The 13,005-nt window shown below is 50.2% G+C and carries 15 protein-coding genes, 3 tRNA genes and 1 pseudogene; 12 read left to right on the top strand and 7 right to left on the bottom strand.

Annotated features, from left to right (window positions below; translation table 11 throughout):
• Positions 1-24: 24 nt before the first annotated feature.
• Positions 25-672 carry a dCTP deaminase gene (gene dcd, locus OEY58_01800; protein MDH5324175.1) on the top strand — a complete coding sequence of 216 codons (648 nt, stop codon included), beginning with the start codon at positions 25-27 and terminating at the stop codon, positions 670-672.
• A 31-nt stretch (positions 673-703) separates the two neighbouring features.
• Here the strand turns inward: dcd and OEY58_01795 are convergent.
• The 4 genes and pseudogenes from OEY58_01795 to purM form a co-directional block, all read right to left on the bottom strand.
• A pseudogene (locus OEY58_01795) lies at positions 704-889 on the bottom strand (helix-turn-helix transcriptional regulator).
• 169 nt (positions 890-1,058) lie between these two features.
• Positions 1,059-2,009: a DUF3108 domain-containing protein gene (locus OEY58_01790; protein MDH5324174.1), complete on the bottom strand. Its 951-nt coding sequence runs from the start codon at positions 2,007-2,009 to the stop codon at positions 1,059-1,061.
• Between the two features lie 83 nt (positions 2,010-2,092).
• Positions 2,093-2,743: a phosphoribosylglycinamide formyltransferase gene (purN, locus tag OEY58_01785; GenBank protein MDH5324173.1), complete on the bottom strand. Its 651-nt coding sequence runs from the start codon at positions 2,741-2,743 to the stop codon at positions 2,093-2,095.
• Positions 2,744-2,746: 3 nt separating this feature from the next.
• On the bottom strand, positions 2,747-3,826 hold the full coding sequence (gene purM, locus OEY58_01780; GenBank protein MDH5324172.1) for a phosphoribosylformylglycinamidine cyclo-ligase: 1,080 nt from the start codon (positions 3,824-3,826) through the stop codon (positions 2,747-2,749).
• Positions 3,827-4,007: 181 nt separating this feature from the next.
• Here purM and OEY58_01775 point away from each other — a divergent pair, with 181 nt between their 5' ends.
• From OEY58_01775 to hda, 4 genes are read left to right on the top strand one after another with little or no spacing between them, the layout of a single operon-like run.
• On the top strand, positions 4,008-5,144 hold the full coding sequence (locus tag OEY58_01775) for a DUF2066 domain-containing protein (protein MDH5324171.1): 1,137 nt from the start codon (positions 4,008-4,010) through the stop codon (positions 5,142-5,144).
• On the top strand, positions 5,141-5,695 hold the full coding sequence (locus tag OEY58_01770) for a CDP-alcohol phosphatidyltransferase family protein (GenBank protein ID MDH5324170.1): 555 nt from the start codon (positions 5,141-5,143) through the stop codon (positions 5,693-5,695). The genes OEY58_01775 and OEY58_01770 overlap by 4 nt, the downstream gene beginning before the upstream one ends.
• Positions 5,685-6,923: an AI-2E family transporter gene (locus OEY58_01765; protein ID MDH5324169.1), complete on the top strand. Its 1,239-nt coding sequence runs from the start codon at positions 5,685-5,687 to the stop codon at positions 6,921-6,923. Before OEY58_01770 ends, OEY58_01765 begins: the two co-directional genes overlap by 11 nt.
• An 8-nt stretch (positions 6,924-6,931) precedes the next feature.
• On the top strand, positions 6,932-7,666 hold the full coding sequence (gene hda / locus OEY58_01760) for a DnaA regulatory inactivator Hda (GenBank protein ID MDH5324168.1): 735 nt from the start codon (positions 6,932-6,934) through the stop codon (positions 7,664-7,666).
• On the opposite strand, the gene wrbA is transcribed toward hda, so the two are convergent.
• Both wrbA and arsC read right to left on the bottom strand, forming a co-directional pair.
• Entirely contained in the window at positions 7,622-8,215 is a 594-nt protein-coding gene (gene wrbA, locus OEY58_01755; GenBank protein ID MDH5324167.1) for an NAD(P)H:quinone oxidoreductase, read from the bottom strand. The genes hda and wrbA overlap by 45 nt on opposite strands.
• Entirely contained in the window at positions 8,212-8,559 is a 348-nt protein-coding gene (gene arsC, locus OEY58_01750) for an arsenate reductase (glutaredoxin) (protein ID MDH5324166.1), read from the bottom strand. The genes wrbA and arsC overlap by 4 nt, the downstream gene beginning before the upstream one ends.
• A gap of 202 nt (positions 8,560-8,761) precedes the next feature.
• Here arsC and OEY58_01745 point away from each other — a divergent pair, with 202 nt between their 5' ends.
• From OEY58_01745 to OEY58_01735, 3 genes are read left to right on the top strand one after another with little or no spacing between them, the layout of a single operon-like run.
• Positions 8,762-9,043 carry a DUF4398 domain-containing protein gene (locus tag OEY58_01745; protein MDH5324165.1) on the top strand — a complete coding sequence of 94 codons (282 nt, stop codon included), beginning with the start codon at positions 8,762-8,764 and terminating at the stop codon, positions 9,041-9,043.
• Positions 9,018-9,884: a YihY family inner membrane protein gene (locus OEY58_01740; GenBank protein MDH5324164.1), complete on the top strand. Its 867-nt coding sequence runs from the start codon at positions 9,018-9,020 to the stop codon at positions 9,882-9,884. The genes OEY58_01745 and OEY58_01740 overlap by 26 nt, the downstream gene beginning before the upstream one ends.
• Before the next feature lie 43 nt (positions 9,885-9,927).
• Positions 9,928-10,473, top strand: a complete 546-nt coding sequence (locus tag OEY58_01735) for a YqhA family protein (protein ID MDH5324163.1) — start codon at positions 9,928-9,930, stop codon at positions 10,471-10,473.
• A 57-nt stretch (positions 10,474-10,530) separates the two neighbouring features.
• Here OEY58_01735 and OEY58_01730 read toward each other — a convergent pair whose 3' ends face one another.
• Positions 10,531-12,057: a fumarate hydratase gene (locus tag OEY58_01730; protein MDH5324162.1), complete on the bottom strand. Its 1,527-nt coding sequence runs from the start codon at positions 12,055-12,057 to the stop codon at positions 10,531-10,533.
• Between the two features lie 111 nt (positions 12,058-12,168).
• On the opposite strand from OEY58_01730, the gene OEY58_01725 reads away from it, so the two are divergent.
• The 4 genes from OEY58_01725 to OEY58_01710 form a co-directional block, all read left to right on the top strand.
• Positions 12,169-12,253, top strand: a tRNA-Tyr gene (locus OEY58_01725).
• Between the two features lie 205 nt (positions 12,254-12,458).
• A tRNA-Gly gene (locus tag OEY58_01720) sits at positions 12,459-12,532 on the top strand.
• Positions 12,533-12,662: 130 nt separating this feature from the next.
• A tRNA-Thr gene (locus OEY58_01715) sits at positions 12,663-12,738 on the top strand.
• A gap of 140 nt (positions 12,739-12,878) precedes the next feature.
• A partial coding sequence (locus OEY58_01710; GenBank protein MDH5324161.1) for a GTP-binding protein occupies positions 12,879-13,005 on the top strand: 127 nt, incomplete at its 3' end.

The raw sequence follows: 13,005 nt of genomic DNA, 5'->3' as shown, positions 1-13,005 counted from the left end.
GCTGCAGCGCGGGCGGAGTAAAAAATGAGACTGTGTGATCGGGATATTCTTGCGGCTTTTGCGCAAGGTCGGATAAAAGTAGACCCCAGGCCGGACGACAATGCCATCAGCGGTGTCAGTGTGGACCTGCGCTTAGGCAGGCGGTTTCGCAATTTCAGTTCCCATGGCATCCCCTTTATCGATTTGAGCGGAAGCCGGGCCGAAGTGGATGCGGCGATAGAGCAGGTGATGAGTGACGAAATCATAATCGATGATGGTCAGGCGTTTTTCCTGCATCCCGGCGAATTGGCGTTGGGGATCACTCTGGAATCCGTTACGCTACCCGATGATATTGTGGGTTGGTTGGACGGTCGTTCCAGTTTGGCCCGCTTGGGGCTGATGGTGCATGTGACCGCTCACCGTATTGATCCGGGTTGGAGTGGTAATATCGTGCTGGAATTTTTCAACTCCGGTAAATTACCCTTAGCATTACGGCCGGGAATGGGTATTGGGGCCATCAGTTTTGAACCCATGTCCGGTGTCGCGGACCGGCCTTATCGTAAGCGTAGCGATGCGAAATATCGTGATCAGAGCGGTCCGATCGCCAGCCGCATCAGTGCCGACAACCACAATCCTCAGACAAATAAAGGTCCGTCAGCAGCTGTGAATAAGAAGCTTCAAAATACCGACTAAAGGTGTTTCCAGAGGCAACTACGACAGATTCTCAAATCAGTTTTTGCCTCAAAGCCTTGGCGACCGCGTGGGTGCGGTTGGATGCCTGTAGTTTTTCCAGGGTGTTGTTTACATGAAATTTTACCGTGCTTTCACAGATGCTGAGGATGATGCTGATTTCCAGTGAGCTTTTTCCTTGACTCAGCCAATGCAGAATTTCTGTTTCGCGCTTGGTGAGATGGGGTGTGGCTTTTGTGTCCCTATTTACTTCCCTGTGGTGTTCGACAATTTTTAATGATGTCATGGTTTAAATGTCCTGTTTTAGCATTCATTGGGGTGAGGCACGACCAAAGCATGCTTAAACAATAACGGCTAAGTGGTGTTGTTTAAAGGGAATTATTCACGTTTTACTGTTGTAGTTTTACCGGTGCGGTAGTTTTATGTGGTAGTAGTTGTACCGGCTTGAACGACAACAGTTCTTCCATGGTTGCGGTGATCACGCTGCCGTCTTTAAGTTGTTGCGTTATTTTTACGGGTAGATGCATGAGTTTGACAGCGCACCAGAATGTGGTGATTCGATCCTTGTTTTTTCTGCTTAGTTTTATTGCATTGTATTGCCGGCCATTGATTTCCAGGACTTCGATGCCGTGCACTTGCAAGCGGTAGGTTTTGATTTTGCCGCCGTCTGCAACCTTATAGCTTAGTTCTTTAGGAATGGATTGGTTGTTCAAATCAAGCGTTATTTGGATTTGATAAGACAGTTTGTCTTTGACATCAGGTGCTATTGCCATTGTCCATGGCGAACCATTGATGATATTGGTGATGATGTTTTTATCCCAGTCAAACACCAATTCGACGAGACGCTTTTTTTGACTGCTTTGATTCTTGTACAGGTATTTTTGCGGTCTAATCCGGCCGTTGTCCATGTTCCAGCGGCTGAGCTCATAAATATGGGCGTCAGAAAAGAACTTGGCAACACCCACGGACTTGGTTTCTGAAGTAAATTCAAATGTGCTTGTGTCGACTCTTGTCAAACTGCGCTTGGAACTGGCGATGGGGAGTCCGTCTTTTGTTACGCTGTAGTTGGCATTGAAAACATACACAGCGGTTTCTTGCGCTTTGGGGCCGGCGGCGATAGTTGCTGATCCAATCGCATACCATAAAATAAGTAAGCAGTAAGCAAGCGTGATGATGCAAAAGGACGGCGGAGGCGTTGTTGTTTTGCCGGCGAACCGATTGTGAACAGGCAGGCACTTTGGTTTCGGTTGATGGGTAACGAATAAAATCATGGGCCAATAAGCCGATTTGTATGTGGGTTGATAGTAAATCGAGGTTTCCTCCATGCTGCGGTTATACATTGTAGTATAGACCGGAAACCGGCCAAGAGGCCGAGGATTACCTTCCCTTGTAGCTGCCGGGTTTATAAGCAGTTTTGCAACGATTATTCCGGTTTGATTCTAATTGGATGGTTCAGTTCCTTATTGTCGAAAAACAATTGTTCGTTATGAATTTTCAAGCGCCCTTCGGCAATCCACAAAACGGCTAAAGGGTAGATGATATGCTCTTGTTGCAACACCCGTTGAGACAAGGATTGCTCTGTATCGCCGTCCAATACCGGCACTGCGGCTTGGACAGCAACGGGTCCGCTGTCCAGATCTTCGGTGACAAAATGGACACTGGCGCCATGTTCGCGCACTGCTGCCTGCAAGGCTCGCGCATGTGTGTTGAGCCCTCGAAATTGGGGTAACAGGGAAGGGTGTATATTGATTAAACGATCCCGGTAGTGTTGTACAAACTCTGCGGTAAGGATGCGCATAAAACCCGCCAGTATCACCAACTGTGGCTGGTAAGCATCAATTGTGCGTATCAGTTCCCGATCAAAATCCCGGCGCTCAGGGAATTGGGCATGGGAAACGGTGTGGGTTGGAATGTTTGCTTTTTCTGCCCGCACCAAGCCGTGAGCTTGTGCTTTATTGCTGATGACAGCTTTGATGGTGACCGGCGCATCGGTGCTGTGTAATTGGTCAATCAATGTCTGTAAATTGCTACCATCGCCGGAGATTAACACCACCGTTGTTAAGGAAGAAAGCATCCGCTAGATAAACTCGACATGGGGTTGCTCACCTTCATCCGTGTCAATGTGTCCTAGTTTGATTGCGGTTTCGCCACTGTTTTCCAAAGATTTGATCGCAGCGTCCATATCCGTTTCGGCAATACACAATACCATGCCAATACCACAATTAAATGTGGTCAACATTTCATCGGTTGCAACATTTCCTTGTTGTTGTAACCAAGCGAATACGGGCGGCCACTGCCAGCTGTCACGACGAATGATCGCTTTGTGATGTGTGGGTAATACCCGAGGTAAATTCTCAGTCAAGCCGCCGCCGGTTATATGGGCCATGGCATGGACATCCACCGCTTGCAGCAGGGACAGGAGGGATTTGACGTAGATTCGGGTAGGTTTTAACAGGGCCTCGGCCAGGGTGGTGTCGTCATCGGTGCCTGCCACTGGGCTTTGGAGTGAGGTGTTTGAATTTTCCAGGATTTTTCGAATCAGAGAATAACCATTGGAATGGGGTCCGGATGAGGTCAGGCCAATGAGCTGATCCCCGGCTTGAACTTTACTGCCGTCGATAATACGGCTTTTTTCAACAATCCCGACACAAAAACCGGCCAGATCATAATCACCGCTTTGGTACATGCCTGGCATTTCGGCCGTTTCTCCACCCACCAGGGCAGCACCGGCTAATTCGCAGCCACGGCCTATGCCCGCGACCACTTGCTCAGCCACATCCACATCCAAGGCACCGGTAGCGTAATAATCCAAGAAAAATAGAGGCTCAGCCCCCTGGACAATGAGGTCATTAACACACATGGCCACCAGATCGATACCAATGCTGTCGTGAATACCTAATTGAGTGGCAAGTTTAAGCTTGGTGCCCACACCGTCGGTTCCGGCCACCAGGACCGGTTCTTTGTATTGGCTGGGCAGGCTGAACAGAGATCCAAAACCGCCCAGTCCGGCCAAAACTTCCGGACGGCGCGTTTTTTGAGCGATGGGTTTAATTCTTTCCACGAGTCGGTTGCCCGCTTCAATATCAACACCGGCACTTTTGTAGCTCAGGGCTCCATCCGGCTTGTCCGGATTGTGGGGTTTCTTGGGATTAGTCACGAAATAACCTTTTACGCTTGTGGCAAGGGCGCTATGTTAAGGAAAATTAACCGGAACACAAGAGCTTTACGGCAACTAATGGGGTGTCTCTGTGGTCATAGCTGCTGTGGCAAGGGGATTGCAGGTAGGATGCTCAGAAAATTCGACCTTGGCACCATTCTCTATTAAACTCTATGAACCAATGACAACAGATAATTCCTTCAATTCCATGAAAAATATCTTCTATTTATTGAGTGTCTGCACACTACTCCTGCCCCATCTCGCCATGAGCGCTATCGTTGACGGCTTGTATGAGGCTGAAATCAGTGTGCCCAATCAGTCCAAGTCTGAGCGCAGCAAAGCCATGAGTGAGGGCTTAGGTGAGGTTTTCATCAAAGTCAGTGGAAATCCACAAGTGATTACTATTGACGCTATTCGGGACGCAATGGGTAAAGCCGGTAGCTACTTACAGCAGTTTTTGTATCGACGCCCGGCGGATGTAAAGAACGCCAACCCCAATCAAAGTCGCAATCAGGTGTTGTGGTTACTTTTTGATGAAAAATCCATCAATAAGATTCTACGCGACAACAGCCAACCGGTGTGGGGAAGAACCCGGCCGTCCACCTTGGTGTGGTTGGCGGTGGAGCAGGACGGGGGCCGTTTTTTACTGGGTTCCGGTGGTCGTGAAGAGTTCGGGGCGCTGCTCAGATATGAAGCCAAACGTCAGGGTTTGGCCTTGGTGCTGCCGCTGATGGATCTTCAGGATCAACGTCAATTGAGTTTTTCGGATGTGTGGGGCGGATTTCAGGATCCTATTGAAGTCGCATCACAACGCTATCCGGCAGAAGCGATTCTGGTGGGGCGGATGAGTTTGTCTCGGAGCGATATTTGGACAGCCCGATGGAGTCTTTATGAAGGTAGCGAGCCAATTACTTGGGAATCGCAAGGTCGTTTTGCAGAAGAAATCATCCGTTTAAGTTTGGCGCAGGTAACGGGAACGCTGGCGTCGCGTTATGCCGTTATATTGGACGATGATAGTGGTGGGGAAATGCGTTTGTCCATACAAGGTGTCAATTCGTTGGAGCAATACGCGCGTATCAATGACTATTTACAGTCTTTGCAACCGGTACAAGCCGTATTACCGCAAACCATCTCCGATGGCGCTGCGCGGTATCGACTCAAAATTCGTGGCAACGCCGACGGTGTCGTGCGCATCATTGCCCTAGGTAATGTACTTAAAGAAGTACCGCTTGCCACGGTCAATCCCAACGATCCTCTTGCCATACAACAACCCATCGAACAGGACGACAGTGACTTTAAGTACCGGTTAATGCAGTGAAAGCCAGTGATATTCCCAATGCCATCACCATAATTCGTGTGGTGTTGGTGGCTCCGGTTGTCTGGTTGCTGCTGGAGCGGCAGTTTCAGTTCGCCTTGTTGTTGTTCACCATTGCCGGTATTTCCGACGGTTTAGACGGCTATCTGGCCAAGCGTAACGCTTGGCAAAGCCGCTTAGGTAGCATTTTGGATCCGTTGGCAGACAAACTGTTATTAGTGGGTTCGTACATTGCGCTGGCTTGGTTGAGTCTCATTCCAATGTGGTTGCTGGCGGCGATAATTGCACGTGATTTGGTCATTGTGGTGGGTGGGGTGGCGTATCATTATTTTATTGGCCGCTTCGAGCTGGAGCCATCCTGGATCAGTAAAACCAATACCTTTTTGCAAATTGTATTGGTGGTTGTGATTGTGGCATCGGAAGGTTTTTTCAAACTGCCGTCCGTGGTGATTGATGGGCTGATATACGCAGTATTGGCGACGGTGCTGATCAGTGGCATTGGCTACGTCATTCACTGGGGTAAACGGAGCATACAGAGCAAACGTGATCACTGAATCGAAAGCCTGGCATTGGATTTTAATATTCTCGGTACTGCTGGCGTTGGTTTACATGCTGGCACCGGTGTTGTCACCTTTCTTAACCGGTGCATTGTTGGCCTATCTGGGGGATCCTCTGGTGGATCGTCTGGAAGCCCGCAAGCTGCCCAGAACCTGGGCGGTGGTGTTGGTGTTTCTGGCCATCTTTGTTGTTTTGATTGCCATCCCCGTCATCATGTTGCCGTTGTTGGAGCAACAATTAAGTGCGTTGATTGCCAGGTTGCCTCAATATATGGATTGGTTGCAGCACAAGTTGGTACCCGTCCTCAGTCAAACCCTCAATTTGGATCCGCAGCAAAAAGACATGAGCGCGATGAAAAGCGCCGTGTTGGAGAACTGGCGTCAAGTGGGTGGCGTGGCAAAACATTTGGTGCAGGCCGTTTCCCACTCGGGTGTGACCATGCTGGCTTGGATTGCCAATGCTATCTTGGTGCCCGTGGTAACCTTTTATTTGCTTAGGGACTGGGACAATTTGGTGGCGCGGGTTCACGCGTTGCTACCGCGGCAATCCGAACCGGTTATTGTCAAGCTGACCCGCCAATCAGATGAAGTGTTGGGTGCTTTTTTGCGTGGTCAGCTGGTGGTGATGTTGGTATTGGGTTTGGTTTATTCCCTGGGTTTGTGGTTAGTGGGTTTGGATTTGGCGTTTCTCATTGGCATGACCGCCGGTTTGGTCAGTTTTGTACCCTATCTTGGGTTTATCGTGGGTATCGTTTTGGCGGGTGTCGCTGCATTCATGCAGTTTCATGATGTATTTTCCTTGCTGCTGGTGGCCGGTGTATTTGCTGTGGGGCAAATGTTGGAAGGGATGGTATTAACCCCCATGTTGGTGGGGGACAAAATCGGCCTACACCCGGTGGCGGTGATATTTGCTGTCATGGCGGGCGGGCAGTTATTTGGGTTCGTGGGGATTTTGCTCGCTCTGCCGGTGGCAGCGGTTATCATGGTGGTATTAAGGCACTTGCTGGAACAATATACCCAGAGCGGTTTGTATGGCGCAGTAGGTGAAGCTACCGGGCCGCCGGGGGCTGCACCGCCACAGCCGGACGTTGCTGTGGATCAGGAAGAATCCGTGGTGTCGCAACCATTACCGCCGTCACCGCAGGTTCTGTCAGCGGAGGAGGTTCCAGTGGATGCAACAGCTGATCCTGTCGATCCGGTAAATAAACCAGATACAGATAAGTAGACATGATAATGAGTAGTCAACTGCCGTTACACATCGGTATTAACGACAATGCAAGCTTTGATAGTTTTTTTGGGGGGCGAAATGCCGAGGTGGTGAGTCATATCCAGAGCTTGGCCCAACACCGCGATGAGCCGTTTGTGTACTTATCCGGTGGGAACGCCTTGGGAAAGTCTCATCTGTTGCAAGCGGCCTCTCGGTTGGCTGCTCGGGGTGGTCGGTCCGTTGCGTACTTGCCTATGAGTCAGGTAGCACAGTTCGACACGGCGATGCTGGAAGGTCTGGATCAGGCTGCCCTGGTGTGTGTGGATGATGTGCACCGAATCGTCGGGCAGCCCCGTTGGGAAGAGGCATTGTTTCATTTATACAATAACTTACGTCAATCGCAAGTGCCCTTGTTGGTGAGTGCCAATGCTAAGCCGGAGGACCTGGGTTTGGGTTTAATGGATTTGCAGTCTCGGCTCAGTTGGGGTTTGATACTGCAAATTAAACCGTTGGATGAAGCGGAAAAAATTCAGGTCTTGCAGTTGCGAGCCAAGTTGCGCGGTTTGTTGTTATCCCCGGATGTGGCCGGTTTTATCCTGCGGCGCTGCCCTCGCGATATGGATTCGCTGATGCGTATTTTAGAGCATATTGATCAAGCCAGTCTCGCAGCCAAGCGTAAGCTGACGGTTCCTTTTGTTAAATCCCTGCTGGATGAATCATTGAGCCAGCTTTTGCGCAGTCATAGCCAGACGCCGGCCTAGGGCTTTGCACAAACGTTCTTCTTCCTCGCTAAAGGGGCGATCGTTGTCAGGGCCGGCAACGTGGCTGGCGCCATAAGGCGTGCCCCCGCTCTGGGTGTGCAGCAAATCCGTCTCGCTGTAAGGTAGGCCGGTAATCAAGGCGCCATGGTGTAACAAGGGAATCATCATAGACAGTAATGTTGCCTCCTGACCGCCATGCATGCCGGCGGTGGAGGTGAACACCGCCGCAGGTTTTCCGTTTAAGGCACCGCCCAGCCAGGGTGCGCTACTGCCGTCCAGAAAATATTTCAGTGCCGCTGCCATATTTCCGAAGCGGGTGGGACTGCCCAGGGCAATAGCACTGCAACGTTGCAGATCTTCCACATCGGCATAAGGAGCTCCGCTGTCGGGGACTTCAGGCTCCACTGCTTCACACACGCTGGATACGGCAGGCACGGTGCGAATGACGGCCTCGGCGCCCGGAATTTCTTCAACGCCCCTGGCGATTAATTGGGCCATGTGTTGTACCGAGCCATGACGGCTGTAATATAAGATCAGAATTTGCACTATAATAGCTCCAACACCTTTTCCGGAGGGCGGCCAATCACGGCGCGTCCGTCCTTGATAACGATGGGGCGTTCAATCAATTTGGGAATGCGGTGCATGGCGTCTATGAGTTGTTCATCGCTCAGGGAAGTGTCATCTAAGTTATTGTCTTTGTATTCTTTTTCATTCTTACGCATTAAGTCTCTGGGAGTCATATTAAGCATGGCCAGCAGTTGTTTCAGCTCTGCTGTGCTGGGTGGGTGGTTGAGATAGTCCACGACGGTGGGTGCTGTGCCATTTTGTTGTAGCAGTTCCAGGGTTTGGCGTGATTTTGAACAGCGAGGGTTGTGATGGATCTTTATGCTCATGGTCTTTGGCTCCAGACAGGTTCCAGTTTTGGCAACGATACATAACGGGTTGAGCAGTGTATAGTTTTTTCAAAGTGAGTGCTATGTCTGTTGGTGTAATTAGATCCCGGTGGGGGTTAATTGCGGGGCTTTCTTGACAGTATTGACAGTACATTCGGGCTCTGTTAGGTTGATTTTTCATCGGGAGGGGTCACGTTATCTTATGGCAAAACGAATTGGTATGGGCGCATTACTGCTGTTGCTCGCTGCCTGCGCCCAGGCGCCGGTACAGGAAATGAGTGATGCACGCCAAGCGATACAGGCGGCGCAAACTGTACTCAATGGCGAGACTCAGGAGAATTTAAGCAAAGCCAAGCAGTTGCTGTTCAAAGCCGAGGAGGCCCTGCAAGAGGGCGAATACAGCGAAGCACGCGATAACGCGGTTGCGGCCAAGGAACAGGCAATGCAAGCGCAACAAAATGCCGCTCAGCAACCCGCAAATTAAACAGGTCATCCACTTTTGTCTCCGTTGGTTCAGGCGCTTTTGGTGTCTGGCCCGTGATGTTTATTATCATTTTCGACGGGTGCATTGTTTTGACCTGGCTGCATCCCTTGCGTATACCACTTTGTTATCATTAGTGCCGCTGTTAGTGGTGATTCTTTCCGTTCTGTCGATTCTGCCATTGTTTGACCAGGTTCCTGCCATTTTGCAGGACTTTGTATTTCGTAACTTTGTGCCCAGTACGGGACAGGTGTTGCAGGATTATCTAACCCAGTTTGCAGCGCAAACGGAAAATCTCACCGGCGTGGGTGGGGCGGTTTTGGTGGTCACGGCATTTTTGTTAATGCACGCGGTGCACGAAACGGTGAATACCATTTGGCAGGTCGGGGAGAGTCGCCCCTTGTATTTTAGTGTCCTGTTGTACGCGGGGGTGTTAACACTGGGACCGGTGCTAATTGTGGTAGGCATAGGTGCCACATCCTACGTGCTAACCCTGCCCTTGATTGATACGGCTGCATCCTTAGGCGCCGGCCTGAAGCATTTTTTGCCTTTTGCTTTTTCGGTTGTGGGAATGACCTTGGTGTATAAGTTTGTGCCCAATGCGCCTGTACTGATGCGCCACGCTTTGATCGGTGGAGCTGTGGCTGCCATGTTGTTTGAATTGGCCAAGCGCGCCTTTGCCTGGTATTTGTTGCAGTTCCCAACCTATGAAATCGTCTACGGAGCCGTGTCGGTGATCCCGATTTTTCTTTTGTGGCTATATATTTCCTGGGTGATTGCACTGGGTGGTGCAGTCTTAGTGTTTTGTTTGGGTAAAGCCGGGGATGTGTCAGCGCCGACATAAGTGATACACTGCGACTTTTTTGTGGGTGTCGAGAGCAAAGCCAATGAGCCAGTTTGCAAGCAAGTGTGAAAGTATTTTTGAGGGGATGTTGTGGCGAAGCCGGTTCATCGTATTGTTCGCCGTAATTGCCAGTTTGTTTTGTTCCTTGACCATGTTTTATATGGCGACAGTGGACGCGTTTTATACAGTGGTGCATTTTGTTCAATACGCGGATCCATCGATACAGGGAAACTCCAGGACTGAATTGCGCAGTCAGACCATTACACACATTGTAGAAATCGTCGACGGTTATTTGTTGGCTACAGTGTTGTTGATTTTTGCCTTGGGTTTGTATGAGCTGTTTATTAGTCGAATTGATGCAGCGGAAAAATCCGAAACTGCGTCCAATGTCTTGATTATTAACAGTCTGGATGACTTGAAAGCACGTTTGGCCAAAGTCATTCTGATGATACTTATTGTACGGTTTTTTGAATTTGCTATACGTATGCAATTCAAGGATAGCTTGGATTTACTTTATTTGGCTGCCGGGATAGCTCTAATAGGCTTGGCGCTTTTTTTAAGTCACGAGAGTGACAAGAGAGCCCATTGAGAAAAGAGATAGCGAAAATTGCGGCCGTTGCTGGGACGTAAATGCTCGATTTAAATTCTAGGGTTTAAATTGAACCCGGATGTTTTGTATTTTTTCGCGCCAGTGTTGCGGACCGGTCTGATGCACTGATTGGCCCATGACATCCACCGCGACGGTAACGGGCATATCCTCAACCACGAACTCGTGTATTGCTTCCATGCCCAAGTCTTCAAAGGCCACCACTTTAGCGCTGCGAATGGCCTTGGAAACCAGGTAAGCCGCTCCGCCGGTGGCGATTAAATAAACCACCCGATGTTTTTTGATCGCCTCGATAGCTTGCGGTCCTCGCTCTGCTTTGCCGATCATCCCCAGTAGAGGGACGTGTTGTAACAGGGTGTCTGTAAATTTATCCATACGTGTGGCCGTTGTGGGGCCGGCGGGGCCTACCACCTCGTTGCCGGTTGGATCCACCGGGCCTACGTAGTAAATAAAGCGGTTCTTGAAATCCACGCCTGAAGGCAATGGTTTGTTTGCCTCAATCAGTGAGACCAGTCGTTTGTGGGCAGCATCCCGTCCTGTGAGGATGGTGCCGCTTATGAGCAGTGTTTCCCCCGGTTGCCATTGAGCAATGGCTTCTTTGTTGAGCGTATCCAAGTTGACCTTGCGGGATGTCTTGCTGCTATCTTCCGTGATGTTGGGCCATTGATCCAGGTTTGGAGGGGGTAAAATCGCGGGGCCGCTACCGTCTAATGTGAAATGGATATGACGGGTGGCGGCGCAATTGGGGATCATGGCCACTGGTTTGGATGCGGCGTGGGTGGGGTATTCCAGTATTTTAACGTCCAATACCGTGCAGAGGCCGCCCAGACCCTGGGCGCCGATGCCCAGTGCATTGACCTGTTGGTAAATATCCAGGCGTAATTCTTCCAGTGCGTTTGTCGGTCCGCGTGCGATCAGTTCCTGAATATCAATAGGGTCCATGAGGGCGCGTTTGGCCAGCAGCATGGCCTTCTCTGCGGTGCCGCCAACCCCAAGGCCCAAGATCCCCGGTGGGCACCAGCCTGCACCCATGCCGGGCAGGGTGTCGACTACCCATTGGGCAATATCGTCGCTGGGGTTGAGATTGACGAAGCGGGCTTTATTTTCCGAGCCACCTCCCTTGGCGGCAATATGTACTTTTACCTCTGTTCCCGGGACCAAGGTAGTGTGTACAACCGCCGGTGTATTGTCTTTGGTGTTGATACGTTTACCAATAGGGTCGCTGAGCACGGAAGCGCGCAAAGGGTTGTTTGGATCGGTGTAGGCTTGACGAACGCCCAGGTTAATCATTTCTTCCACGCTGCGTCCGGCCTGCCAATGTACATCCATGCCGACTTCCAGGAACACCACCACAATCCCGGTGTCTTGACAGATGGGTCGATGTCCCTCTGCGCACATTCGAGAGTTTATAAGTATCTGAGCAAGCGCATTTTTCGCCGCTGCGGACGCTTCGTTTTCATAGGCACGAGTTAAGGCTCGGATGAAATCCGGGGGATGGTAATAAGAAATATATTGCAAGGAATCACAAATACTGGAGATAAAATCTTCTTCTTTAATTGTGGTCATTCTGCCGTAAGTGCCTTTGAAACCAATTTTTTTAAAATAAACGCAATACTAAGGGAGGTAAGCTGTTGACACAAGGTTGGATTTCCATCACACTACGGCGCTTCCTTTTTGGGAGGGGTTCCCGAGTGGCCAAAGGGGGCAGACTGTAAATCTGCTGGCTCCGCCTTCGGAGGTTCGAATCCTCCCCCCTCCACCATCTGGAAAGTATTTTTGGGTGATGTGAATTAAATTTCGTGTCAATGTTCAGCTTAGCACGTCTGGAGGTGCTGTAAATGCTGAACCTCAAGGAAGTAAAGAATTTGGTCTGGTGCGTGGAGCGCATCGGCCTGAGAACAAAAACAACTACGGGTTTCTGCTTCGTAAGCGGGGAAGGTCGTAAAAACATCGGGTGATGTGGTTGTGCGGGTGTAGTTCAATGGTAGAACCTCAGCCTTCCAAGCTGATGATGTGGGTTCGATCCCCATCACCCGCTCCAATTTTTTGGGGAGTTGACGTTTCCCCCGGTACGTGAAAAACGTGCGGCTAAAGAGTTAAAGTTGTTGCGGCAAACGTGTATGTAACTTATTGTGGAATGTTGCGTGGGCTGTTGCGACATATAAGGGTTTGCCCATATAGCTCAGGAGGTAGAGCACTTCCTTGGTAAGGAAGAGGTCACCGGTTCAAATCCGGTTATGGGCTCCAGAATTGAGTTAATTGAAACTGCGTTAATTATAATTTATTCCCGCTCTGGGGTTGCCGGTACCAACGGTACTAGACGGGAAGCGCAATACATTTCGGTGTGTGATTTTTACTGGACATTTATTCTTTAAGAGGGTCAGCTGATGTCAAAGGAAAAATTTGAACGAACGAAACCGCATGTGAATGTAGGAACGATCGGTCACGTCGATCACGGTAAGACGACGTTAACGGCGGCGTTAACCAAGGTGATGGCTGATAAATTCGGCGAGG

The sequence above is a fragment of the Gammaproteobacteria bacterium genome (genome assembly GCA_029882975.1).
Taxonomy (GTDB): Bacteria; Pseudomonadota; Gammaproteobacteria; order SZUA-152; family SZUA-152; genus JAJDNG01.
The sequence above is the reverse complement of the archived record's forward strand: the minus strand, read 5'-3'. Positions and strand labels throughout refer to the sequence as shown.